Here is a 25,962-nt window from a genome sequence, read left to right as displayed (position 1 = left end):
ACATTATTTTTAAACTATGAAACTGTTCCTCTATCCTTATACATAATTTATATTCACGTTTTTTCCTAAACTTTTCATCTGATTATACAATTCCCCTACTAATTTTAACTTTATACTTAAATCTGCAGGAAAATCTGGATTTTGGTGTGCTGGATTTACGGCTTTTCCTACCCACAAATTTAAATGGGTACAATCTTCCATGAGAATTTTAACTAAAGCAGATACTCCATCTTTTCCATTGTAATCTATAAATTCTCTATCATCAGATGAAGGATTTAAATACTTTTTTATTTTTTCTATAGCCATACTTAAAGTTAAAACCCCTTCTGTTATTAAATCTATTCCTTCCATAGAAGCTGTAGGCGGAACATTCTTATTTAAAAAGTCTAAATTAACTTTAAGCTTTCTATTAAGCTCCCTTTCTGCAATATTAGCAGCTGTTCCTCCACATATAACTTTTTTACCTGGACTATTCATGAAATTCCTTATGACAGTGCTGTCCATTTCTTTATCTTTAGGTGGCCCTGTAAATACATTTACATAAGATGGTTGTCTTATTTTAACAGAAACAACAGTAGTATCATCTCCTGGTTTACAGCAGTATAAATCCCAACATGCCTCAAGTAAATCTTTAGCTATAACCTGTACATTTAAATTATTACCTGTTCTCTTTTTTAAGTAAGTTTCTACATCCTTCCACTGCCATCCTAAATTCAATATTTCTCCAATACCTGCATGTATTACTCCATCACTTACCACAGTAAGTACATCATTTTCTTGTAAAATTAAGTTGCTTTCTTTTATAATTTTGCCATTTATAATAACTTCTTTTTTGCTTATATCCATAGTTTCACCATTTCTCATAGCAAAAATAGGTGGGCTATCATATTCTGCAATATATGCCTGTCCATTATTATAAATTTTAATTATGGTAAAAGTAGAATATGCAATATTTCTAACTTTACATACTGGAAGTGTATTAGCTATAGTATCTATGGTTTCATATATATCTGCACCTTCTTTAAGCATAGTGCCTGCAATTTTAGAGGTTAGAGTGGCAAGAATATTAGCTTTCACACCGCTTCCAAGACCATCTGCCAGCACTATTATGGTGCAATCTTCTAATCTTACTACATTTACCATGTCTCCTGGCAGTTCTTCTCCATGTTTTATCAGAGTACCGTAAGCTACTTCTATAAAAAACTCCATTAACTATCACACCCTTTTTCTTCTTCTACTACTTTCTTCAATTTAGTCAATGCAATTTTTGTTTCCGCTGTAGTTTCCCCCAGTAAACTTGCTATTTCCTGTGCCACACGCATTTGTTTTTGTATTACTTCTTGAGCTGTATTTATGGTACTTTCTTTAAGTTTTACAAGCTTTCTCTTATTTTTTTCTTCCTCTGTAATGTTTACTAAAGCTATCATTACTATATCCTGTTTTTCAAGATATCGTACTGTTTCTATAAAATCTAGATTATAATTTGGAAAAGATACTTTTTTGCCTAATATATCATTTCCTGTCTCCTTTACATGTTTAAAGTCCCTATCATCCATAATCAAAGATACTGGCTTATTTATTATATTTTCAGCCCTAACTGTAAATGCATTTTCTGCAGCAGGGTTGATGTCTTTAATTCTCATTTCACCATCCAAGAATATAATACAGTTAACTGCATTTTCGAATATAACATTTCTTATGCTCTCAGCTCTATTTCTCATATAATGAAGACACATATTAGATTCTGCCATACCTTCAAATATAGCTTGAGCCTTTTCTTTACAGGTATTGTAACCACATACTCCACAATTAAGTTCATCATGAATATTGTATTTTCCCATTTCCATCATTATCTTTTCTATTTCTTTTTCTGAAGCTATATTTTTTTCAATACTCTTATCTATAAAGGATCTAGAAAAATCTATGTCTTTATCTATGTCCAATTTGTGTTCACTAATAGAGGTATTTCTATTTATATAATTTTTAACCTTTTGAACTCTTTTATAATAACCCTTTTCATTATTGATCATACCTGGCCCACCAATGCAGCTGCCCTTACATGCACTAGCTTCAATAAAAGCATTAGTAACCTCTCCCTTTTCAATACTTTTAAATAACTCCATACATTCTTCTGTACCACTTACAGATATGACTTCTAGTTTTTTCTCTTGAATAACATCACTTACACAATTTATTATGCCTCTGAATAGTGGATATTTTCTTCCATCCTTAAAGGAATTTCTATCAAATTCACTTGATTCTAAACCCTGCATATCCACATTTAAACCTTCTACCCAATTTGTAAGTTCTTCAAAGGTTACTACTGCATCTAAAACCTCCTTATTTATGAAGCTTTCAGATTCTATTTTTTTCCCCATACAAGGTCCAATAAATACTATGAAGCTGTCTTCTCCATAAATCTTTCTTAATACCTTTCCATGTGCAATCATAGGTGATACTGTTGGAATCATGTACTTAATCAATTGTGGAAAATACTTTTCAATTATATAGTTAGCTGAAGGACATGCTGTTGATATATAGTTGTCCAACTTTTCCTCTTTCATGTACTGTCTGTACAGTTCTGAAACTACATCTGCCCCTGAAGCAGTTTCTTCTATATGAGAAAAGCCCAATTTTCTGAGTACACTTACAAACCTGCCAGGGTCTACATCAAAAACTCCTGCAAAGGAAGGCGCAATAGTTGCTATTACCCGCTTACCTGAATTTATAGCCTCTTTAACTCTTTCCAAATCACTTACTATATGTCTGGCATTTTGAGGACATATTGCTAGACAATGACTGCATGCAATACATCTATCCTCTACAATTTCTGCTTGTTGATTTTTGAATTTTATAGCTTTCACAGGACATGATCGCAAACACTTGTAGCAATTTTTACAGTTAGCACTGGAAAAATTCATATATTTCATTATTTTGTCCTCCTAACAACTTCTTCATCAAAAAACTGCTCCACATTTCTTTCATTAACTGAATATATTTTTTCTTTCTCATCAATTTTTACAGAAACCCCTTGTGTACAATGACCAAGACAAAAGGCCCCCTTTAATTCAACTGAAGCTTCTAATTTATATTGTGAAATTAATTTTTGCAAACTATTTATAACCTTATAAGATCCTTTTAAATGACAAGCACTTCCTACACAAACACTAATAGTTATCACAATATCACTCTCCAAAAATTTAAAAATTTAATGTCGAAAATATTATATACTATAATTTTCGTCAATTATTAACTACATATGCTGGTCCATTTCTTGTTAAATTTTAATCATATTATAATACAATTTTACAACAAAAAATAAAAAAATCCTATGTATAAATTTACATAGCACTGTAATAGTTGTTAATCACACTTTTTAAACATAAATCATATAATAATTCTATAATCCCATGAAAGGAATGAATAATATGTATAATCCTTACAAAACATATCCATCTTCTTATTTTATTAATCCACAAAGATATATGCTTAATGCCTATAGAATGTATCAATGTCCTTGTATGATGAATATGCCTATGTATGCTTCAGGCTTTTCAAATCAGAATACTAACAGCAGATATGTTCCTTTTACTAATAATATGAAAAATAACATGAATAGCAATTTAAAGCCTAATTACCCCAATTCGCCTATAAACAGTAATTTAAAATCCAATTCTTTTAAACCTTCAAAGGATGATGATTCAACTAAATCAAAGGATTATGGACCAGAACCTTTTGCAATTAATATTGAGGAAGCTACTAAGGAAAATAACTATTTTCGTTCTACTCTCTGGACAGGAAAACACTACCAACTCACTTTAATGAGTATAGATCCAGGAGACGACATAGGATTAGAAATTCATCCCGATGTTGATCAATTCTTACGTATTGAAGAAGGTCAAGGAATTGTAAAAATGGGTAACAGCCAAAAACACTTGGATTTTCAGATGAAAGTTCATGATGGTTTTGCAATATTTGTGCCTGCTGGTACATGGCATAATTTAATCAATACGGGAAAGGGACCTATTAAATTATATTCTATTTATGCACCACCTCAACATCCACATGGTACACTTCACAAAACTAAGGCAGATGCTCAAGCTGCTGGAGATTAAAGTATCCCCTAATACCAATATAAGAATATATAAACCATAGGGCGAACGCATATAGGATTTTAGAGCGTAGCCCTTTTGTTTTAATCTATTATCACTTGCATTATGTTAAAATAATATTTTCAAAGACAATACGCAGTGAATATAGTAAAATATATCTATAGAATAACTATACACTGTGGAGGTATTACTTGTGAAAAACATATTTTACTACGAAACAGAAATTGGTAAAATAAGCATTGTTGAGAATGGCATAGCCATTACCCATATGCATCTTGGAGAAATTACTTTTCCTGACGCAAATATAATTGAAACCCCATTAATAAAAAAAGCAATTAAACAACTTGAGGAATATCTACATGGAAATAGGAAAAGCTTTGATCTATCTCTATCACCAAACGGAACTGAATTTCAACAAAAAGTTTGGAGTTCCCTACAGCAAATTCCTTATGGCAAAACTTGTAGCTACAAAGATATAGCCCAAAACATAGGTAATATAAAAGCTTGCCGTGCAGTAGGTATGGCAAATAACAAGAATCCAATTGCTATATTTATTCCATGTCATCGTGTTATCGGTGCTAATGGAAATTTAGTTGGCTATGCAGGTGGGCTAGAAATGAAAGAAAAGCTTTTAAATTTAGAAAAGCAAAACGCAAACGGTTAGTCTTTTGAATAAATGAGGTAACTTCTATATTTGAAGAAGATATAATAAGAAAATAAACTTTGTAATTAGGCTATAAAAAATATAAAAAGATTCTTAAGAGTGGACAAGTAAATAAAAGAATTAATTTGGAGTATGAAACGTAAATCAAGCAATTCTTAGATTAAAGTAAATTTTTTAAAAAGAGTATTTCAAATATTTTTCACATCTAAATTTGTAGTACTCTTTTTAACTCTCCCATATTTATATCCGTTTTTATCTCCTCTTTATGCCAGTGATTTTTACAGCCACAGTAATCTAATATTACACATTGTGGTATGAAATTTAAACTTTTTGCCCTCCAACCACCTTCAAGCAGGTTAAGAACACAAGCTACTCCTACAACTCCAATTTCTCTTTTTAATATTTTTCCTTTTGAAAAAGCTTCTGACTCATGAGGTATCATATATACCTTAAAATTATGTTTACCGCCTATCTTTGAAAGTTTATTTACCTTGCAGGCTTCACTACAGCTTGCACAAAAATAACCTTTATCAGTTTTCTTAACCTTACAATTAGCATCATTGTGAAACCTCATACAAGAAGGAACTAAAACCATTTTAGATTTTGTTTTAATAAAATCCTTTCTAAAAACTTTATTAAGTATTTCAGCTCCAACCATATTAAGATGATATTCTATTTCCTTTCTGCCACAAAACAACACATCTTCTCTAAATCTATATCCTGGATGATTTTTAACTAAAAAATTATTTACACCCCAAGTATATTTACTAAGTGATTTACTTCCTTCTATTTTAAACCATTTAGCAGCAGAGATAGCCTTACTAATAACTTCATTTTTATATTCTTTAGATTCACTTTTAAGAAACTTGTACCAATTAACTAACCTTTCCAAAGAAAACTTAAAATCACCTGAAGCTTCCATCCATCTAAGTAAATTAATAAAATCACTAAAATATACTTTTTCAAAACTAATACTGTCTATTTGATTCTTATCAAGAAACATTGTTGATAATATTCCTTTAAGTTTATTAAATCCAGGTTTTAAAATCTTAGTATTATTTCGAACTCGAGATAAGTATGAAAGCGCCTTTTGAGGAATTAACTTCAACTTTTTAGCTCTATCCTCATATACCAAAAGTAAAACCCCTATAGTAAGAAACTCTAAAATATATTCTTCATTACTTCTACATTCTTCTATGCCGCTTCGTTTTATAAAACTTACGAAATTATTAATTATTAAAGAATGTGAGCTTTTAATTTTTTCCACTACTTTATCTGAAATTAATGATATTTCTTTATAATATAAATCCGAACTATCATTTTCAATCTTTAAACAATAGGTAATTACGTTCATAATTTGTCCCCCTTTTAAACATAGCTTTCCTCTTAAAAAACTATATTTAAATAAGTTTATGTAAAAATTTTACAAGTAGCTATTAATATTATAATTAATCAATATAGTCCCTATCGACAGTTACAACCGTATCATATCCCGTGTGCTCAGATTTAACTGCAGTATCAATATCTAATTTAAGTCTTTTTTCATCTTCTTCTGTTAACTCATTATCGAAGCCTACTACTATATCAAAAACAATATTTTTATTTTCACCTTCCCCTATTATTCTAAGGTCATGAAAAGAACTTATAATAGGAAAGTTTTTAAGTACCTTCTGTACCACCTTTTCAGCATCGTTAATTTCTTTTGAATCATGACATACTGGATCCATATGAATAACTATAAACATATTAAATTTTTCTGAGAGTTGCCTCTCTCCTCTATCAATTATTTCGTGGATTTTCATAATTGATATGTTGCTTGGAACTTCTGCATGCAGTGAAACCATAGACCTTCCTGGACCATAGTTATGTATTATCATATCATGAACACCTAAAATATGTTCATATTCAAGTACGGACTCTTTTATTTCATTTACTAACTCTGGATCAGGTGCTTCTCCTAAAAGTGGATTTATTGTTTCCTTTATTAGAGATATTCCTGATAACATTATAAATATAGCTATAATCATACTAACATATCCATCTATATTTACTTTAAATATATAAGCAAATGCTAACGAAATAATTACTCCACTTAATATTGCCACATCATTTAAAGCATCTCTTCCTGTTGCTTCAAGAGTAGATGAATTAATCATTTTGCCTAAAGATTTATTAAAAGAACTAAGCCATAGCTTTAAAGGTATGGCAAACGCTATAATTATTAAAGTTGTAATGTTAAAGGTTACTAGTTCCGGATGCATAATTCTACCAAAGGAAGTTTTTACAAATTCAAATCCAACCATTAAAATTAAAAATGCAACTATTAATGCAGAAATATACTCCATTCTTCCATGACCAAAAGGATGTGTTTTATCTGCTGGTTTGATTGACAGCCTAAAGCCAACAAGAGCCACTATAGAACTGGTTACATCAGTTAAATTATGAAATGCATCAGCTACTATGGCAATACTGTTTGTTAAAAATCCAAGAATAATTTCTACTATAAAAAGCATTAGATTTACTACTATCCCTAAAACACCACTTAAAATACCATACTTTTCTCTTACATTTATATTATTTGTGTCCTCGTAATTTTTTATAAATCGAGACACTATATATTTACCTGTCACATTATCACTCCTCTAAATATCTTATATAAACCACATTGCAGCAAAAGGCTTTTTTGATTTTTAAATAAACTACATATAAATAACGTGGTCTGAAATTTAATTTAATGCTTTCATTATCGCCTAGAAAAACATAAATAGTATTTTATTTATATTGACGATTATATCACAATAACTAATATAGTGTTTAAAAATATAATAATTTTACCATTACACAGTCAACTTTTCATTATTATTGACTTTTTGTGTTTACAAGCGTAATATTAAATTATCAATTACATGTGTAAACAATATTTAGGAGGGCGATTTATTTTATGAAAAATAACACTAACATTTCTGATGCAGAATTAGAAGTAATGAAAATTATATGGAAATATTCTGAAATAACATCAAATAAAATCATAGAACAGCTTGAAAGTAAAAGTAAATGGAAGCCTAATACTATAAAAACATTAATAAATAGGTTATTAAATAAAGATGCTATTAGTTTCCGTAAAGATGGAAAGGAATATTATTATCACTCTTTGATTTCTGAGGATGATTATATAAATGAGGAAAGTAAATCTTTTTTAAATAAAATTTTCAACGGTTCTATTAATTCAATGGTATCAAATTTTGTCAATAATAAAAAGTTATCTTGTGAAGAAATCGAAGAGTTAAAAGACATTTTAAATAAATCAAATAGTGATTCCTCAAACAAATAAATTGGCAGGTGGTATCATGTTAAAGTTAATGGAAACTCTTTTTAGTTTCAATGAAATATTAAATAACTGTATAAAAACTATGAATATAAAAAAACAAATTTCTTTAATGTACACTAATTATATAAGCAGCCCCTGTTTACATGGAATAATTCATCCTATAATTTTCATACCCCAAAAAGCGGCAAAAAACATTTCAGATCAGAAATTTAAATATATTATAATGCACGAACTTTGCCACTTGAAGAGAAAAGACATACTAATTAACTGGATTACCATAGTTTTAAACGCTGTATATTGGTTCAATCTAATAATAAGATATGGATTTTGCAAAATGAAACAGGATTGTGAAATTTCCTGTGATTCTGATGTTCTTAAATACTTAAAAAATAATGAAAATATACAATACGGGCATACAATTATAAAAATACTAGAAATAAACAATGCCAACAATTCATTAATTGGAACAACTTCAATGATTAAAAACAAATCAGAAATAAAAAGGAGAATTGCCATGATATCAAGACATAAAAAAGTTTCCTTAAGAAGCATTATCTTGAGTATTTTAGTAGTTGCCATTATAGGATCTGTGGGATTAACCAAAGCTTCTAATTTAAAAACAGATGATAACTCAAGTTCAGTATCTGTAAGTGAAGTAAATCCTGCTGCAGGCTTTGATAATGATGAACATAATAATACCTTTGGACTATGGAGTGGAAAAGATTCATATAAAATAAGTGAAAATGGAAAAGATTACAACATAAATATAAAATCAAATATTAAATTTGGAACAGTAAATATACAAATTTATAATGATAAAGAAGTGCTATTTAAAAAATCTAGTCCAAAGGATGAAACTATAAAAATTTCTAAAGAAGATGCTAAAAATGTAAGAATTAAGGCTACGGGTATTCTCACTAGCGGAAGTTACTCAATCCATGTGAATAATAAACAAAAAATTGAATCAGTTGCTATTCGAAATTTTCAAAATATAAATACTTAAACTGCTAATTATAATGTAAAGATAGCCATCACAGAAAATAAGTTTTCTATGTTACAAAGGAAAGTGGGGATCGCACTAAGGATATTATATCACATTGTGCTTATCATTGATTTGAAAAGCAATACATTGTATATAAATCTCTTAATACGACAACCTCTTTTCATTTCTATAAAATAAGTCTAAAACTTTAATAAACTAATTATGAACAAAACTATGTTCGCAATTGTTTTAATTTAGGAAGTCTGCCCTTTTATCCTTAAGCTAATTAAACTGTTACCAATTCATAGTCCAAAGCGCCCATTCCTAATTCTTCACCATGCTTTAACCCAGTTTCCCAATTTGTATTCACATGTACATGGTTAAATTTATCTTCACCTTCATGATAGTGCTTATCTGTAAGTACAGATCCCTCAATAATCGGAGCCTTATTTACCAAATCGACACTAGCCTTATCAAGTGCTACAGGATCAAAGGATGCAGCTATACCTATATCAGGTACAATAGGTAAATCATTTGAATTAAAGCAATCACAATCTGGAGAAACGTTCATTATAAAATTAATGTGAAAATTTCTTTTATCCTTTATAACAGCATAGGCATATTCAGCTATTTTTTCGTTAGCAGTATCTGCTGATTCATTCCAAACAACCTGTGCCGCATTAAATTGACATACTGCAACACATTGTCCACATCCTATACACTTACTGTAATCTATTGAAGCCACTTTGTTTTCATTTAAACTTATGGCTTCCTGTGAACATCTTTTTACGCACTGTTTACATGCTTTACAATTTGTCTCCTGTATTTTAGGTTGAGACGCAGAATGCATTTCAAGCTTTCCACCTCTTGAACCAGAACCCATACCTAAATTTTTTAATGCTCCACCAAATCCGGTCATTTCATGTCCTTTAAAATGATTCATAGATATAACAATATCTGCATCTGCTATAGCAGAACCTATTTTAGCAGTTTTACAGTGCTTACCATCAATCTCTATTTCCCTATATTCAGTACCCTTAAGTCCATCTGCAATGATTATATTACAACCTACTGTTAATGGATTGAAACCATTTTCAAAAGCAGAATCCAAATGGTCAATTGCATTAGCTCTTCTGCCAGTATACAAAGTATTGGAATCTGTTAGAAATGGTATACCACCTAATTCTTTTATAATTTTTACTACTTTTGCAGCATAATTAGGTCTTATGTAAGCCAAATTACCTGGTTCTCCAAAATGAATTTTTATTGCTACAAACTTATTTTTAAAATCAATATCTTCTATACCAGCCTTTTTTATTAATTTTTCTAGCTTATCTAATAAATTGAAACCTGGCTTAGTTCTTAAATTTGTAAAATATACTTTTGACATCTCCTTAGCATCCCCTTCCATGAAATAATTTAACTACTTAATAGATTAATTTAATATAAAAACTTACTTAATTAAATTCAAGCCCACTTTTATATATAACCTATCTATTAATAACTATTATCAGTGTATCATTGAATTTAGCTTTTTTCAATAACAGATACTTGAAAGTGAATTCTCTAACAATTAGTATTTCATCATTTAAAAAAATGTTTTTAATCAAAGATATGTTATTGTATATTGATTTAGGCATATGAAAGAAAATAACAAGTCAAAGATGTTAGTATATTTTGTGTCAGACAAGGAAACAGGTTCCGCTGATAGTTGTTCTATCAAAGGGTTCTGTTGACGCAGTATGATGCAAAATATACTAACATACTGACTTGTTATTTTTTTGAATATGCCTTATCTAAAACTTTATTTTCTTGCTTATTATTTGTGCTTTCATAATTTTCACTCATAATATCACCCAAATAAATTATTTGCATAATTTATATTATATCTGCACAAAACTAGGGTTAAATCTTAAACCATTTCACTTTTTTCTTCAAGTTTGGAATACATTTTTTCTTGCTGCCTAGTTGTAAACTGAAAGTAAATTTCTGTGTTTGTAACAGATTTATGCCCAAGCCACCATTGTAACTCTTTTATGTCCATATCAGACTCTGCTAAATGAACTGCTGTAGTATGTTTTATGGAATGAAAATGATGTTTACTCTTATCATGAACATTAGCATAGGAACAATACTTTTTCATTAAATAATCAAGAGTTTGTCTTGAAATTGGTTTATCTTTTTGGCTTTTAAACAGAATTTCAGAATTAAACAATGGAGCACTTTCACTTATATATTTATCTAACGCATTTTTAGTTTTACTATCAAGACGTATAGTATTATTAGAACTACCTTTTAGTCTTTTACAATATAGTTCACCTTTTGAAGCATTATAATCTTCTAACTTAATTAGTCCAATTTCTGAAGCTCTTAACCCACATCTATAAGCAATTCTAAAAATTGCCAAATCTCTAACTGCGTGTATACTATTTAGACTAGTAATAGCACTAAAAAGATTTTTTGCTTCCTCTTGGGTAAGATATTTTATTTTTCTGTCACTATTTCTTTCCATTTAAGTTCCTCTTTTCAAAATAATTATACAATATAAATATTTTGTCCAATAAATTATAACATAATATTGAGCAAAATCCAATTATTATGAGAAGAAGATGAAAATAATGTTATATTTTGAATAAAAAAGCAATGAAAAATGTCATATTTTTGAATTTATGGACTTATATTTCAAGAATTAAATGATAATTAAGTATATAATTATCATTTTTGGGACAAAATATTTATTTCGTCTAAATAAATTATAATGTATATAATAAATAAGTCAAATTGTATAATAGCTCGCATTTCGCATGATTAAATTTTTCAATTTTACAGTTTTATTTTAAATGGTATAAAGCTTTTTAAATGTAATAAAATTACTACAATACAAATTAACATTTGAAATAGTATGTGATAAAAATTTATGCGAAACATGAGTAATAATATATTTAAATTTGAGGGGGCCATAGGAGTGAATTCTTTTAAAAACATTAAAGTAAGAACAAAATTAATTTTATCTTTTATTATTGTATCTATAGTAATTGCTATAGTTGGCATTATAGGGATGATGTCCTTAAAAACAGTGGCTGTAAATTCTGAGTCAATGTACAATAATAATTTACAAAGTATTTATTTACTCACAGACATAGAACAAAATTTAACAGAAATAAAAAGTGATATGCTTCAGTTAGTTTATGTAAGGGATGCTTCAAAAAAAAATGATTTAGAAAAAAATATTGAATCAAATAAAAGCGAAAATATGGTACATATTAAAAATTATGAAAAACTCCCTATGACTGATACTGAAAAACAAATTTGGTCTACATTTAACAATCAAAGTGATAGATATAAAACTTTAAGGGAAAGTGTAATTAAGCTTGTTGATTCTGGAAACTTTGATGAAGCAGTTAAACAATATGAACAAATACCACCTGTAAGAAACGCAATGTTTACAAGTCTTGATAAATTAATTAATGTAAATATTGATAACTCAAAAATACAAAATTCAAATAACCATTCTATATTTCTCAATAGTAATAGGTTTATACTTATACTAATGTTAATAGGATTACTACTTTCAATTGGATTAGCTTTATTGTTAAATTCAGATATATCAAAACCATTAAAATTAGCTGTAGAAACCATAAAAATTGTAGCTAAAGGAGACCTAACTACAGTTGTACCTGATAAATTTATAAAACGTAGAGATGAAATTGGAGAACTTGCTAATTCAGTATATTTAATGCAGAAAGATTTAATTGATTTGATCAAGCAAATAATGACAAATTCTGAGAACATAAGTGCATCTAGTGAAGAACTTTCTGCTACAGCTGAAGAAATATCATCAAAAACAGAGGAAATAAACAATGCAGTTAAAAATATGGCAGTTGGAATTAAAGAAGTAAGTGAATCATCAGAAGAAATAACAGCATCTATTGAAGAAGTGGATTCAAGCATTAATGAACTATCAGAGAAAGCTATAGAAGGAAGTACTACTGCACATCAATTTAAAAAAAGAGCATCTATGGTTGAGAAAAAAGGTCAAGAGGCAGTAATAAATGTAGAAAACTTGTATGAAGAAAAAGAAAATCATATGTTACAGGCCATTGAAGACGGAAAAGTTGTAAATGATATAAAAGTTATGGCAGCTACTATTGCAGCCATATCAGAACAAACAAATTTACTTGCCTTGAATGCAGCCATAGAAGCAGCCAGAGCTGGTGAACAAGGTAAAGGGTTTGCAGTAGTTGCAGAGGAAGTAAGAAAACTTGCAGAACAATCTTCACAGGCAGTGACAGGTATTCAAAATACTATTGTAAAAGTGTGGAATGCATTCGAAAATTTATCTGGAAATGGCAATGATGTATTGAAATTTATAAACGAAAAAGTAAATCCACAATTTCATGAGTTCGGAAATGTTGGTACTCAATACTATAGTGATGCAAATTTTGTAAATAAAATGTCTGAAGAAATTGCGGCTATGTCTGAGGAACTCACAGCCACAGTAAATCAGGTAAGTAATGCAGCCCAAAACGTGACTGGAAGTACACACAAATTTAGTGAGCACTCAGAAACAATAAAAATAAGTGTTGGTGAAACAACAAAAGCTATAGAAGAATTAGCAAAAACTTCTCAAAGCCAAGCAGAACTTGCTCAAAAGCTTAATGAAATGGTTCAAAAGTTCAGGATATAAAACGAATAGGCTTATACTAGAAATTTTACCAAAGGGAACAACTTCTGACTGTTAATACTCCTTTTTATTTTTGTTTGTTGCTATGATTGTATTTTCAACAATCTGAAGAATAAAAAGAAATGTTAATGATAAAAAAGTGGTAGTTACTATTAGGCATATTCAAAAAAATAACAAGTCAGTATGTTAGTATATTTTGCGTCATACTACGTCAACAGAACCCTTTGATAGAACAACTATCAGCGGAACCTGTTTCCTTGTCTGACACAAAATATACTAACATCTTTGACTTGCTATTTTCTTTCATATGCCTTAATAACTGCCACTTTTCAATATATTTTAAGTTTTAATCCTAAAGTTTATTTTCTATGACTGCATCACACTGATCCTTTCTACCGTTTTAGTATTTTGTTTATACCAAATCATTATTACTTGTCCCTTTTTCAAGTCTGATATCTTTGTAGATGATTTTAAACTGTCATTTTCATTTTGGCCAGGCATACCAGTTCTTTCTGATATTTTAACATCACTATTAGCTGTAATTGTTTTTGTCTCACCAGTATAGCTTAATTCAAGCTTACCACCTGGAAATCCACCTTGAGGTGACTTTCTATCATCATTGTTCTTGTTAGCTTGGTTACTATTTACACTTGAGCTGCCATTTGTATTTGGTATTCCCTTGAGAGCTTGATTACCATTCATCTTTGGAGCTCCATTAGTATTTTGACTACCGTTCATATCAGATGCTGCATTCCCATTTGTACTCGAAGCACCATTTACATTCTTATTGCCATTTGAATTTTGCTTTGCTACCTCTATTTTTATAGTATTTCCATCCACAGATACTATTTTACCAATAAGATCAGCATTAGACATTTTGTTATCATTCATTCCTCCACCGTTCATCCCCTGACTAGAACCAGTATTGGTTATATTTTGAGCTGTAATTGCCTTACAGGAAGTAAGTGATATAGAACAAATAAATAGTGCTGCAACTATAAATATACTACATATTATTTTTCTCATATTTTACGACCTCCTTCCAAGTAACGGCAGGTACTCTGAAAGCTTTCTTTTTGATACAAAATCATATACATCCTTAAATCCCATGTACGATAAAACTATTAATAAAGGATATACTGGGTAAATATATCTAGATTTAATTTCCCATAAAACATAAAATCCAATGAACCCTAAAATCACTAAAATTAAGAACACTTCATCAAACCTTTTAGCTCTTATTCCACCTATCAATCTAACCAAAATAGAACAATACATTAAGAAATTCATTACATATAATATCCAAATCAATCCACTTCTATATTGTGAATTTCCCTTAAATAAATCAGTAGCAAAGGTAGTATAACTATAACCACCCATTACCATGCCTTTTCCCCTTTCTCCTGGACTAGATGATGATTGAACACCAAGACCATACCTTTCAATTTGGTATGTCCCTTCTGTCCATACCCATACAATCTTCTTATAATACATTTTTGTTAAATCCACAAGAGTTAAGTTGGATAACTTATTTTTTATTTCTTCCTTAAATAATTCTGTACTTTTTTCTTTATTATAATTTCCTTGCCTTTCATATATATTGTAGCTTTGCATATTATCCCAAAAACCAAATCTGTCCTTATTTATACCCATGTTAAGCCACATATATATAGGTGCAGAATTTTTATTAACAGATTGACTTACAGTATGGGTAGCTTGTAAAACAACATTTTGAGTAAATCCTGGAACATTAAATAGCAAAGCCATTATACATAAAGAGGTTATTCCTTTTTTAACTCCAATTTTCTTTATACATAGTAAAATGTAAATAACTGCAGCTATAAAAATAATAGCTCCTACACTTCTAAAATAATTTCCAATTGCTAAAAGAATTGAGGAAATAACAATATACTTAGTTGACTTTTCCTTTATAAATCTTATTAAAAAGTATATAGCAGTAGTAAAAAGTGCTGTAGCTATAACATCATTGTATATATAATTACACATAAATAGTGATGGTACATAGGTTGCAGCAAAAATTAATACACCATAATCATTTTCCTTTGACTTATAATTTATCTCTTTATATATTAAGTAAATCATTAAGGTTGTAAGAAGAGTAAATAGTATATTAAAAATCTTTATAACTAAATAGTTATCTGGAAATATAGCTAATAAAGCTTGTAAATATAATACAATAGAAAAATTAAAAGGAAACATATAAAGATATCCACCACTTTGAAATGAAGAATAATCTTTATTATATAACATGTTTAAAGCCAGTGAAACTACCGTTTGAGAATCATCTGTAGGTAACCTAGTAAATAAAAATATGATAACTATTTGAATAATAAATGAAAATAACAGTGTTACTGGAATTACAACTTTTTTACTGTACTTATTGAATTTTAAACACAGCTTGTACAGAACTATACTTAATAAAATTAGTAGTATTATAAGTAAAATAAAAATGCCAGGCTTTTGATTTTGTAAAATAGGAGTATCACCATATACAAAGTAATTGTACTGAGCTCTAACAAAAAATGATGATGCTATAAAAAGTGCTATGAAAAAAGTAAATATTAGATATATTGTTTTTTTAATCAATCCTAACATATAAAAAACTCCTCTGCGGTAATTTATTATCCATTAACTATTCTCCTTTATTTAAATTATTTGATGAATCCATTTTAACTTGTTACTTTCACCGTTTCTTAACAAATGTATGAACAATTTATTAAGTTTTTATCATAAGAAAGCTCCACACAAAGAATATCCATTTCTATGTGTGGAACTTTTTTTATTTTTCTGATTTTGTAAAATGTCCTTATCCCTAAATAAACTAAAAAACCATACATTATAGGAAAGAAAAATCAAACTACAAAAATTGTAGCTTGATCTTTGCCATTAATGATTATATATTGCTTCGCAAATCAATTACAAACGCAATATGTTGCAATGTTTATTCTTAATAATAACAAACAACTGGATTGCCTACCTGAATATTATCAAATATTGTCTTCGCTAAATAATGTGGCGAATTTATACAACCATGAGAACCATTTGTCCTATATATATTTCCTCCAAACTTACTTCTCCAGCTTGCATCATGAATTCCAATTCCTCCGTTAAATGGCATCCAAAAATCAACAGGAGATCTATATCCCTGACCAGTTAAAACCGCATTTCTCTGTTTATATTTTAATCTATAAATCCCCTCTGGTGTAGAATGATTTCTTGCATTCCCCGTAACAACATCTCCCTGTACTATTAGTGATCCATTTTTATAAAACCATAAATGTTGTTTTGTCATATCTATTTCCACATAGGTATTCCCAATATCATTACTATCATGAGAAAAAGCAGTTTGAGCATAGGCAGGTTCCCTTACTACAATTTTTCCTTCTTTAACAACTTCATCTAAATCTTGCATTTCACTATCAATATCAACTGACCAACCATAATCACCACCTCCAATACTTATTGTCTTTCCTGACGTTGCATGAAAGTTTTTTGTCTTCCCTACTGTATTATAAGTTTTAAATAATGATTGCATATAAGCTTTTTCTTTTTGCTTATCAACTATAACTTCAAAATTTTCGTTAACTTTAAGCCACTTGTTTATTACATGACCATCTATGGTTTCTTTAAGATTACCGAAAGTATAAGTGATTTTTGAAGATACATATTTATTAAGAATATTTTTAACCTCAATAGTCTTTGGGGATTTTGAAGTGTATTTAGGATTCACATAACAATTGGTTGATTCCAAATCTAATGTAGTTTCCCCCTTAAGTATTGCCTTTGTCACGTTATTATATAAAATATCTTTATTAACCTTGTTTCCTTTTACTTCATCTATAATTATATAACCCTTATCTTCATACTTAAAACTTGGATTTTTAGGTTCAATTATATTACTGCTATTAACACAAGAAAGATTTTCCACCTTTTCTTTTAACAATTTCTCATCGTATGTAACTACCTCTGTCATTTTTAAATTATCTGTATAAAAAAATGCTGAAACCCATTTTAAAGGCTTCTGCCTATCCTTAAAATCCTTATACTGCTCTCCCGAATTATGTTTCAACCCAATATCAATACCTTTAATTTGTTCACTTTTACCATCACTCTCTTTTAAATTCAGCACATATTTCGGAAGTTCAAATGCAACTTTTTCTTTTGCTTCGTCTACAGTTTTACCTGAAACATTAACATGGTTAATTTGTGAGCCAAAATAAAAATGATTTATAAAGTATGCTGATAATGCAAAATATATAGCAAATAAAGTACATATAGCAGTTATAATGCATATAGTAATTTTATTGCATTTACTTTTTCTTTTTTTCATGATTCCCATCCCCTTATATCACAATAAAAATTAAAAATTGATGGCCCCTGTCTTATTTAAATATTTATGTATTTAATATCTACAATTAAAGGATTGTAAAATTTCAAACACATTATATAATATAAAAACTGCCTTAATTTTGTGACATAAAATATGTGTAAATTTCATAAAAAAAGAAAACTATAAGTAATATTAATTAATAGTTTATTACCCATACAACAATCATAGCATACTACCAATTTTTGATTGTTAAAAAAGCAGAAGCTGAAGGACGTCTGATAAACGTTGGTGTTTTAAATAAAATAATATAGTAAGAAGAAGCATATAGTTCAAACCTGCTGCATATATAACTGATAAACCTGATATAGCCATATCTCTAATTCTTTTATTATCACCTATATCGTATGTTTCCTTAGTTATAGTTACTTTTAGTGAGTATAGTGCACAGAAAAAATATGGTACTAATACAGCAGAACTCGCAATATCATATAATATCTGGTAAGAACTTTTAGAAAAGAAAGCCCATATCAAGAAAAGTTGAGTTATCACATTTGTAACCAAAAGAGCATTCTTAGGAGCACCATTTTTATTTTCTTCTGTGAAAAATTTTAGAAATGCTCCACCTTTACCTCCAGAATATGATAATTCCGAGCATATCAAAGTCCATCCAAGGAATGCCCCCAATAAAGATATTATTAAACCTATATTTACTACTATTGCACTCCATTTACCAACCATGTATTCTAACGCATATGCCATAGAAGGACTTTTTAATTGAGCTAATTGAGATTATAAGTCCTGTTTTTAAAAGTACTTTCTTCAAATAGTATATTTACATCCTCATTGGCAGGCAGCATATCATAAGCAGCATTAATACTAAATAAAATTACATCAATTATTCCTGTTTCCACTGCCTTAAAAGCAATATCTGGGTTATGCGTTGATATTCCTAAAGACTTGATAACTCCTTTTTCTTTTAATACTTTTGCGTATTTAATTATTTCTCCATTAAAAATGTTATTGAAATCTTTTTCATCATCAACATAGTGAATCATTCCTACATCCACATAGTCAAGCTTCATTCTTGTTAAAAAATCTTCATATGCATTGACAACTTCATCAATATCTCTTGTACGTCAATATTGTCCTTTATCCCAGGTAGAACATAAATGTCCTTCAATTACAAAACTGTTTCGAGGGTATTTGCTTAATGCTTTACCAACATTACTTCTAACTTCTGGATTTGAATTGTATATGTCAATAAAGTTAATACCTTCTTTCATTGCAGTATCAATAATTGTCTCACAATCCTCATAACTTTTATTTTCAAATCCCTCACCTCCAATACCAATGGCACTTACTTTAATTCCTGTTCTTCCTAAAATTCTATATTCCATATCATGCACCTCCTAATTAAAAATAGCATTGATATTTAATTATCTGTTCTTCTCAATTCATTTTCTTTTATAACTACTGCTTGTTCATATCTTTCTATTTTACGATCCAAACGTTCTATTGTTTTTCTTATATCTTCCATTTTTTCTACCAGCTGCTTACGCTGCTCAGTTAATAGTTCTTTTCTTACCTCAATTGTTTCATTACCCTGCTTAAACAATGTAACATACTCAATTAATACTTCAATAGGAAGGCCTGCACTTCTCATACATTTGATAAATTCAACCCACTTGCAGTCTTCCTCTGTATAATCCCTTATTCCACTTTTATTTCGATTTACTTCAGGAATCAGCCCTACACGTTCATAGTAACGAAGAGTATCTGCTGAAAGTCCATATTTTTTACTTACTTCTGTAATGGTCATGTGAATTTACCTCCGTTTTTCACATTATATCCTTTGGAATCTTAGATTATAATTTATTAATTATACTGGCATTATATGCTGCACCAAATCCATTATCTATATTTACTACACTCACACCACTAGCACAACTATTTAACATGGATAACAATGCTGCAACTCCTCCGAAGTTGGCTCCATAACCAACACTTGTTGGAACTGCTATAACAGCTTTGTCCACAAGTCCGCCTATAGCACTGGCTAAAGCTCCTTCCATTCCTGCAATCACTATAACAACTTTTGCTCCTCTAATAACGTCTAGCTTTGCAAAAAGTCTATGTATGCCTGCAACCCCTACATCAATTATTTTTTCAACTTTATTTCCTAATATTTTCGCAGTTTCATAAGCTTCCTCTACAACAGGTAAATCAGAAGTACCTGCTGCAACTATAGCTATATAACTATCTGTAAGAGGCTGCTTTTTCTTCTCAATTGTTATTGTTCTACCAAATTTATTATATTCTGCTTCTTTACATATTTCCTTTACTGCATTATACATTTCTTCATTAGCTCTAGTTCCTAATATATTATTGTCTTTTGTAAGCATGAATTTAATAATATCTTTAACTTCACTTACTGTTTTTCCTTCACAATATATTACTTCTGGATAACCAACTCTCATTTCTCTATGATTATCTATCTTAGCAAAGCCTAAATCCTTAAAGGGTAAATCTTCTAATTGTTTAAGAGCCTCTTCTACATTTATTTTATTATCTTTAACTTCTTGTAATAAAATTTTAATTTCTTTCTTATCCACTTTGTCCTCCTAAGATTCTTATATACTGCTTTATGTATAGTTTCAAATTCATCTTTTAATAATAATCTATTTATTTTGTTCATCTTAAATTTTCTTTATCATTTCGTTATATTTTTCACTGTTTATCATTTTTCTTTTCATTTATCACCTATAGCATTAATGTATATCTTGTTTATAAACTGCTTTATATACCTTATTTATAGATATATTTTTTTCCTTTGCTATGGCTTTGCATTCTTCATACTCTGCTTTATATTTCACAAGTTTTCCTTTATAATAAGCTTTCTTTATTGTAATATCTCCATATTCCGTTTTTACTTTTGAAAACTCCCTATTTAACATTATTTTTTCAACCTTGAATTTTCTAACACCAATTGAAGTTGTTTCTTCAAAAACTACATCTAGAACATCTTTTTCATTTTTTTCGCTAACTAGTACACTTAATTTTGTTCCTGGTCTTCCCTTTTTCATAAATATAGGTGTTTTAAATACATCTAAAGCTCCTGCTTCAAATAGTTTTTCTTCTACATACCCATAAAGCTCTGGATTCATATCATCTATATTGGTCTCTAAAATATATTGTTCTTCTATTTCTTCAGTGCTTTCTTTCTCACCTAAATATACTCTCAACACATTTGGAATTTCTAAATCTCTATGACCTATTCCATATGCAATCTTTTTAATTGAAAAATCAATATTTGTTGTAAATTCACAAGCATTTGCTGCAAGTATTGCTGCTCCAGTAGGAGTTGTAGTTTCAAATTGTACAATTCCAACATTTATAGGAACATTTTTTAAGATTTCTACTGTTGCAGGAGCTGGTACTGGCATGAGACCATGTGCACATTTAACAAATCCTCCTCCAACCTGAACTGGAGATGCAATAATTTTATCAACTTTTAAATAATCTAAACAAATAGCTGCTCCCACTATATCTACAATTGAATCAATAGCTCCTACTTCATGAAAATGTACTTCATATATATCTTTTCCATGAACCTTTGCTTCTGCTTCTGCAACCTTCATAAACATATCTAAACTAAGCTTTTTAACCTTATCATTTAAATCACTAGAATTTATTATTTTCTCTATATCTTTCAAATTTCTATGATGATGCTCATCATTGTAAACATGCTCTTCGTGACTATGTTCATGATTATGATTATTTTCACCACTATGGTGATGAGAATGTTCATGGTTATGCTCAGTATGTAAAACTTGCTCTGAAATACGTGTACTATTTTTTAATATAACGTCTGCTCTAGTTCCTGTTATTCCAAGCTTAGCAGAACCTTCAACTTTTATTTCATATTCAGAATCTAAGTTAAGCTTTGAAAGCTCCTGAATTAAATATTCTTTTGGAACACCTAAATCTATTAATGCTGATAAATTCATATCCCCACTTATTCCACAAAAACAATCATAATATAAAATCTTCATTTTTATTACCCCTTCTTACCCTCTAAATTTTATAGTCATGGATTTTTACATCTTAATATTCAATATTATAATACTTGAATCAGCTTTACATTGAAAGTTTTTATCCGTTTTTACTATTCTCCATGTTTTAAATTGTATTTTCTAGTTTAAACTATTAATAATCTTTCTATATAATACCCTACCACTTAGAGTATACTCCAAGTCAAGAAATTTTTTTAATGATCGTTCTATATCATGATAAACTAATGTAAATTGCCCCTAATGCATTAACTCCAGCTTGAATTGTTTCATTATCAAAAGTGGGCTACAAATACTGCACCCCACTAAATTATTTAGAATTGAAAATCAGGATAAGCACAATACTTTACAGACAGTTTACATGGATTATAATTCTCCTTAAACCTTCTAAGACCAGCTATTCCCATATCATCTTCCTTGTTAATGAACTCCACATTCATGTTCTTGGACATCTCATTTATCATATAAGCATGAACTCCTCTGTGGCTGTTATCAGTAAGCTCTACATGAGAAATAGCCATATTACTAGTTATTTCTTCGTATATACAGTATGCCTGCATATCACTACCGTTCCATACTATACCTCCCTTTAGATTTAATCTATCAATACAATCCAATATCTTCAAGGTAGGTTGTACCACATCAGTTTCAGCATAATATTTTAGTGTAAATTCCTTGCATTTTTGAATATTAGAAACTATATCACTGCTGTAAACGGGAGTGAAGTTTTTCAGATAATTAGAAAGATTATTTCTCTGTTTTCTAAAATCATGTCCTTCATAAGCTGCCAGTGATGAGTTTGAATATATATAGTCAAATGAGTTTCTATCTTCCTGGATTTTGTAATTCATAGATCTAAATATTTCAATATGACTATCCGGTATCTTTGCAAAATAAGATTTCAACTGATGCTGACGGCAATGTTGCAAAACAAGCTTTATACCATATTCGGTATCTCCTAGTGGCATATAAAATGATGGTTTCTCATAACCTGAATATATGATTATTGTCCTATCATCATGGTAAATTTTTAATTTATAGAGTTCACTGTACATATAAATATAGGAAAATACATAATCTGAACCTATATAATCAAAATCCTTAAAAAGCTCTTTATCATTCATGGATATTTTCTTTAACTTTAATATTTCTTCTTTATCTTTAAAAAGTTCTTTATCATTTAATACTTTTAATTCCAATGTTTCTTCCTCCAGTACTATTTTTTCATTTACTAATGAAACATTAGTAGACTACCAATTAGAGTACACTCTAAATCAAGATGTCTTATGAAAAATTTTTAGACATAAAATAAAAAATCACCCCATCATCAAATATTATATGTTCTGATGATGAGGATGTTTATCCTTATTTTCCTGATCTCCTCTGTTGATTTTCAAATGTATTTGCTACCTCTTTCAAGTGCTTTGTAATTTCAATATGTTGAGGGCAACTTTTTTCACATTTTTTGCATTCAATACAATCAGATGCCTTACCATGTGTTTTAGTATAATTAGCATAATATACGCTATGTGTTGAAAATCCCTGATTTAAGGCCTGCTTTTCTGCATTATATAGTGCAAAGTATTTTGGTATTGCAATTTTCTTTGGACATCCATCTACACAATACTGACATGCAGTACAAGGTATTGCAATGGCTTCATTAATAATTTTAACTGCTTTATTTACAATATCGTATTCTTCCGAAACAAAGGGTTTAAATTCCTGCATATATCCTGTATTGTCTAATAACTGTTCCATAGAAGACATTCCGCTTAGTACCATCATTACATTTTCATGACTTGCTGCAAATCTAATTGCCCAGGATGGTACAGACATATCTGGATGATATTCTTTAAACAACTTTTCTACTTTCTTAGGTACTTGTGCCAATGTTCCACCCTTAACTGGTTCCATAACGATAACTGGCTTATTATGTTTCTTAGCTACTTCATAACACTTTCCAGACTGAATACTTTCGTTCTCCCAATCCAGATAATTTAACTGTAACTGAACAAAATCCACTTCTGGATGTGCAGTTAATATTTCGTCTAATAGGTCTGCTGTATCATGAAAAGAAAAACCAATATTTCTAATTTTTCCTTCTTCCTTCTTTTTTTGAATGAATGAAAATGCATCTAATTTTTTTGCAATTTCATAATGAGATACACCTAGATTATGAAGCAAATAATAATCGAAATAATCTACTCCAATCTTTTCTAACTGTTCATTAAAAATTTTATTCAAATCTTCTTTTGTTTTCAAAAACATAGTTGGCATTTTTGTAGCAACAGTAAAGGAATCTCTTGGGTGACGTTTCACCAATGCTTCTCTTAATGTAGTTTCACTTATAAAATTATGATACATATAAGCTGTATCAAAATAAGTAAATCCTCTTTCTAAAAAAGTATCCACCATTTTATTTAGCTGTTCAAAATTAATACTTGATTGATCTTCTTTATTTTTGAGTGGCAAACGCATAAATCCAAATCCTAATTTTTTCACTTTTTGTACCTCCATATATATCATATTCTATTAATGAATATACTTATTCAAATACTGAAGTCGCTTTCTTAAGTTCATCGATAATCTTGATGTGCTGAGGACAAACACTCTCACACTGACCACACTCAATACAAGCAGATGCAGCTTTTAAGTTATTACCTTTTGTATTCCACGCATAAGAACCCTTGGCAGCCTGTTCATTATTGTATATGTTGATCATATTCATAGACTTAAATATACCTGGAATTGCTATGGATTGTGGACATCCTTTCATACAATATGCACATGATGTACAGGGAATTGATGAAATTGAATCAAGTTCCTTCTGAGCTTTATTGATAATCTCATACTCTTTTTCAGTAAGCGGCTCAAAATTTTTCATGTGTGAAATATTGTCCTCTATCTGCTCCATATTAGACATTCCACTCAACACAACAATAACGCCCTCTAGTGACGCTGCATAACGAATTGCCCAGGAAGGTAAAGACGCGTTGGGATTAGCATCTTTAAAAATCTTTTCCACAGCAGGGGGAGGTGACGCTAATATGCCGCCTTTTACTGGTTCCATTATAACAACTGGCTTACCGTGTCTTCTAGCAATCTCATAACACAATTTGGATTCAATCATCGGATTATTCCAATCTGCATAGTTAATTTGTAGTTGAACAAACTCCATTTCAGGATGTTCTGTTAGAATCTTATCTAATACAACAGCCTTGTCGTGAAATGAGAAACCTAAATGATGAATCAACCCCTCCTTCTTCTTTTGTCTCAGAAAGTCCCAAATTTCAAACTTATCAAAGGATTGAGTACGTGATTCACCCAAGTTATGCAATAAATAAAAATCAAAATACCCTGCTCCTGTTCTTTCAAGTGATGTGTAGAACATCTGCTGTGCTTCTTCTTTGGTCTTTGCACCTGCCCATGCAGGCAGTTTTGTTGCAAGCAAATATTTATCTCGCGGATAACGTTCTACTAATGCCTCTTTTATGGCACGTTCAGAATTTCCATTATTATAACCATACGCTGTATCAAAATATGTGAACCCCTTGGATAAAAACAAATCAACCATCTTTTTTACCTGCTCAATGTCAATCTCACCATTTGACATTGGCAGACGCATAAGCCCAAATCCTAATTTCGGAATATCCTGTCCTAAATAATTTTCCATACTATATATCTCCTTTTCAATATTTTACACTTTCTTAAACAGTTTCATTAATTTAGATAAGTAAATTTAATCCTTGTATATAAATTTTACTACTTAGA

At 29.6% G+C, this 25,962-nt stretch carries 24 protein-coding genes; 5 read left to right on the top strand and 19 right to left on the bottom strand.

The window, feature by feature from the left end:
- Positions 1 to 36 precede the first annotated feature (36 nt).
- Genes HBE96_RS20280 through HBE96_RS20270 form a run of 3 tightly spaced genes read right to left on the bottom strand, consistent with a single transcriptional unit; the run spans position 37 to position 3,181 of the window.
- Positions 37 to 1,209, bottom strand: a complete 1,173-nt coding sequence (locus HBE96_RS20280) for a SpoIIE family protein phosphatase (RefSeq protein WP_169299522.1) — start codon at positions 1,207 to 1,209, stop codon at positions 37 to 39.
- Positions 1,209 to 2,930: a [Fe-Fe] hydrogenase large subunit C-terminal domain-containing protein gene (locus HBE96_RS20275; RefSeq protein WP_169299521.1), complete on the bottom strand. Its 1,722-nt coding sequence runs from the start codon at positions 2,928 to 2,930 to the stop codon at positions 1,209 to 1,211. The genes HBE96_RS20280 and HBE96_RS20275 overlap by 1 nt, the downstream gene beginning before the upstream one ends.
- Positions 2,930 to 3,181 (bottom strand): NAD(P)H-dependent oxidoreductase subunit E, encoded by a 252-nt coding sequence (locus HBE96_RS20270; RefSeq protein ID WP_169299520.1) that lies wholly within the window; start codon positions 3,179 to 3,181, stop codon positions 2,930 to 2,932. The genes HBE96_RS20275 and HBE96_RS20270 overlap by 1 nt, the downstream gene beginning before the upstream one ends.
- A 247-nt stretch (positions 3,182 to 3,428) precedes the next feature.
- Between HBE96_RS20270 and HBE96_RS20265 the strand changes: the two genes are divergently transcribed.
- Together HBE96_RS20265 and HBE96_RS26790 are read left to right on the top strand one after the other, a co-directional pair.
- The gene (locus tag HBE96_RS20265; RefSeq protein ID WP_169299628.1) at positions 3,429 to 4,115 is read left to right on the top strand and encodes a cupin domain-containing protein; all 687 of its coding nucleotides are present in this window, start codon (positions 3,429 to 3,431) and stop codon (positions 4,113 to 4,115) included.
- A gap of 190 nt (positions 4,116 to 4,305) precedes the next feature.
- Positions 4,306 to 4,776 carry a methylated-DNA--[protein]-cysteine S-methyltransferase gene (locus HBE96_RS26790; protein ID WP_169299519.1) on the top strand — a complete coding sequence of 157 codons (471 nt, stop codon included), beginning with the start codon at positions 4,306 to 4,308 and terminating at the stop codon, positions 4,774 to 4,776.
- Between the two features lie 205 nt (positions 4,777 to 4,981).
- On the opposite strand, the gene HBE96_RS20255 is transcribed toward HBE96_RS26790, so the two are convergent.
- Together HBE96_RS20255 and HBE96_RS20250 are read right to left on the bottom strand one after the other, a co-directional pair.
- Positions 4,982 to 6,130, bottom strand: a complete 1,149-nt coding sequence (locus HBE96_RS20255) for a DUF116 domain-containing protein (RefSeq protein WP_169299518.1) — start codon at positions 6,128 to 6,130, stop codon at positions 4,982 to 4,984.
- 94 nt (positions 6,131 to 6,224) lie between these two features.
- Positions 6,225 to 7,406 (bottom strand): cation diffusion facilitator family transporter, encoded by a 1,182-nt coding sequence (locus HBE96_RS20250; protein WP_169299517.1) that lies wholly within the window; start codon positions 7,404 to 7,406, stop codon positions 6,225 to 6,227.
- 311 nt (positions 7,407 to 7,717) lie between these two features.
- Here HBE96_RS20250 and HBE96_RS20245 point away from each other — a divergent pair, with 311 nt between their 5' ends.
- Positions 7,718 to 8,107, top strand: coding sequence for a BlaI/MecI/CopY family transcriptional regulator (locus HBE96_RS20245; protein WP_169299516.1), 390 nt, complete (start codon positions 7,718 to 7,720; stop codon positions 8,105 to 8,107).
- A 16-nt stretch (positions 8,108 to 8,123) separates the two neighbouring features.
- On the top strand, positions 8,124 to 9,107 hold the full coding sequence (locus tag HBE96_RS20240) for a M56 family metallopeptidase (protein WP_169299515.1): 984 nt from the start codon (positions 8,124 to 8,126) through the stop codon (positions 9,105 to 9,107).
- Positions 9,108 to 9,372: 265 nt separating this feature from the next.
- Here HBE96_RS20240 and HBE96_RS20235 read toward each other — a convergent pair whose 3' ends face one another.
- On the bottom strand, positions 9,373 to 10,476 hold the full coding sequence (locus tag HBE96_RS20235) for a DUF362 domain-containing protein (RefSeq protein WP_169299514.1): 1,104 nt from the start codon (positions 10,474 to 10,476) through the stop codon (positions 9,373 to 9,375).
- A gap of 522 nt (positions 10,477 to 10,998) precedes the next feature.
- A complete protein-coding gene (locus tag HBE96_RS20230; RefSeq protein ID WP_169299513.1) occupies positions 10,999 to 11,598 on the bottom strand; it encodes a tyrosine-type recombinase/integrase in 600 nt (199 codons plus the stop codon).
- Positions 11,599 to 12,051: 453 nt separating this feature from the next.
- Here HBE96_RS20230 and HBE96_RS20225 point away from each other — a divergent pair, with 453 nt between their 5' ends.
- Positions 12,052 to 13,773, top strand: coding sequence for a methyl-accepting chemotaxis protein (locus HBE96_RS20225; RefSeq protein WP_342590207.1), 1,722 nt, complete (start codon positions 12,052 to 12,054; stop codon positions 13,771 to 13,773).
- A gap of 363 nt (positions 13,774 to 14,136) precedes the next feature.
- Here the strand turns inward: HBE96_RS20225 and HBE96_RS20220 are convergent, their stop codons facing one another.
- From HBE96_RS20220 to HBE96_RS20170, 12 genes are all read right to left on the bottom strand, one after another.
- Positions 14,137 to 14,796 carry a hypothetical protein gene (locus tag HBE96_RS20220; protein WP_169299511.1) on the bottom strand — a complete coding sequence of 220 codons (660 nt, stop codon included), beginning with the start codon at positions 14,794 to 14,796 and terminating at the stop codon, positions 14,137 to 14,139.
- A gap of 3 nt (positions 14,797 to 14,799) precedes the next feature.
- Positions 14,800 to 16,386: a glycosyltransferase family 39 protein gene (locus tag HBE96_RS20215; protein WP_169299510.1), complete on the bottom strand. Its 1,587-nt coding sequence runs from the start codon at positions 16,384 to 16,386 to the stop codon at positions 14,800 to 14,802.
- Between the two features lie 352 nt (positions 16,387 to 16,738).
- Entirely contained in the window at positions 16,739 to 18,121 is a 1,383-nt protein-coding gene (locus HBE96_RS20210) for a L,D-transpeptidase family protein (protein WP_206155010.1), read from the bottom strand.
- Between the two features lie 249 nt (positions 18,122 to 18,370).
- Positions 18,371 to 18,880 (bottom strand): amino acid permease, encoded by a 510-nt coding sequence (locus HBE96_RS20205; protein WP_243187011.1) that lies wholly within the window; start codon positions 18,878 to 18,880, stop codon positions 18,371 to 18,373.
- Between the two features lie 20 nt (positions 18,881 to 18,900).
- Positions 18,901 to 19,245, bottom strand: coding sequence for an aldo/keto reductase (locus HBE96_RS26490; protein WP_342590213.1), 345 nt, complete (start codon positions 19,243 to 19,245; stop codon positions 18,901 to 18,903).
- 12 nt (positions 19,246 to 19,257) lie between these two features.
- Positions 19,258 to 19,518 (bottom strand): aldo-keto reductase family protein, encoded by a 261-nt coding sequence (locus tag HBE96_RS26485; RefSeq protein WP_243187009.1) that lies wholly within the window; start codon positions 19,516 to 19,518, stop codon positions 19,258 to 19,260.
- Between the two features lie 35 nt (positions 19,519 to 19,553).
- Positions 19,554 to 19,940, bottom strand: coding sequence for a MerR family transcriptional regulator (locus tag HBE96_RS20195; RefSeq protein ID WP_169299508.1), 387 nt, complete (start codon positions 19,938 to 19,940; stop codon positions 19,554 to 19,556).
- Between the two features lie 46 nt (positions 19,941 to 19,986).
- Positions 19,987 to 20,733: a nickel pincer cofactor biosynthesis protein LarB gene (gene larB, locus HBE96_RS20190; protein ID WP_169299507.1), complete on the bottom strand. Its 747-nt coding sequence runs from the start codon at positions 20,731 to 20,733 to the stop codon at positions 19,987 to 19,989.
- A 156-nt stretch (positions 20,734 to 20,889) separates the two neighbouring features.
- Positions 20,890 to 22,173, bottom strand: a complete 1,284-nt coding sequence (gene larC, locus HBE96_RS20185) for a nickel pincer cofactor biosynthesis protein LarC (RefSeq protein WP_169299506.1) — start codon at positions 22,171 to 22,173, stop codon at positions 20,890 to 20,892.
- Between the two features lie 332 nt (positions 22,174 to 22,505).
- Positions 22,506 to 23,390 carry a phosphatidylglycerol lysyltransferase domain-containing protein gene (locus HBE96_RS20180; RefSeq protein WP_169299505.1) on the bottom strand — a complete coding sequence of 295 codons (885 nt, stop codon included), beginning with the start codon at positions 23,388 to 23,390 and terminating at the stop codon, positions 22,506 to 22,508.
- 166 nt (positions 23,391 to 23,556) lie between these two features.
- A complete protein-coding gene (locus HBE96_RS20175) occupies positions 23,557 to 24,708 on the bottom strand; it encodes an aldo/keto reductase (RefSeq protein WP_169299504.1) in 1,152 nt (383 codons plus the stop codon).
- Between the two features lie 28 nt (positions 24,709 to 24,736).
- Positions 24,737 to 25,864, bottom strand: coding sequence for an aldo/keto reductase (locus HBE96_RS20170; protein WP_169299503.1), 1,128 nt, complete (start codon positions 25,862 to 25,864; stop codon positions 24,737 to 24,739).
- Positions 25,865 to 25,962 lie beyond the last annotated feature (98 nt).

It is taken from the genome of Clostridium muellerianum, from assembly GCF_012926525.1.
In the GTDB taxonomy this organism is placed as follows: Bacteria; Bacillota; Clostridia; order Clostridiales; family Clostridiaceae; genus Clostridium_AM; species Clostridium_AM muellerianum.
Note: the sequence above shows the minus strand (reverse complement) of the source record. Positions and strands in the feature narration are given on the sequence as shown.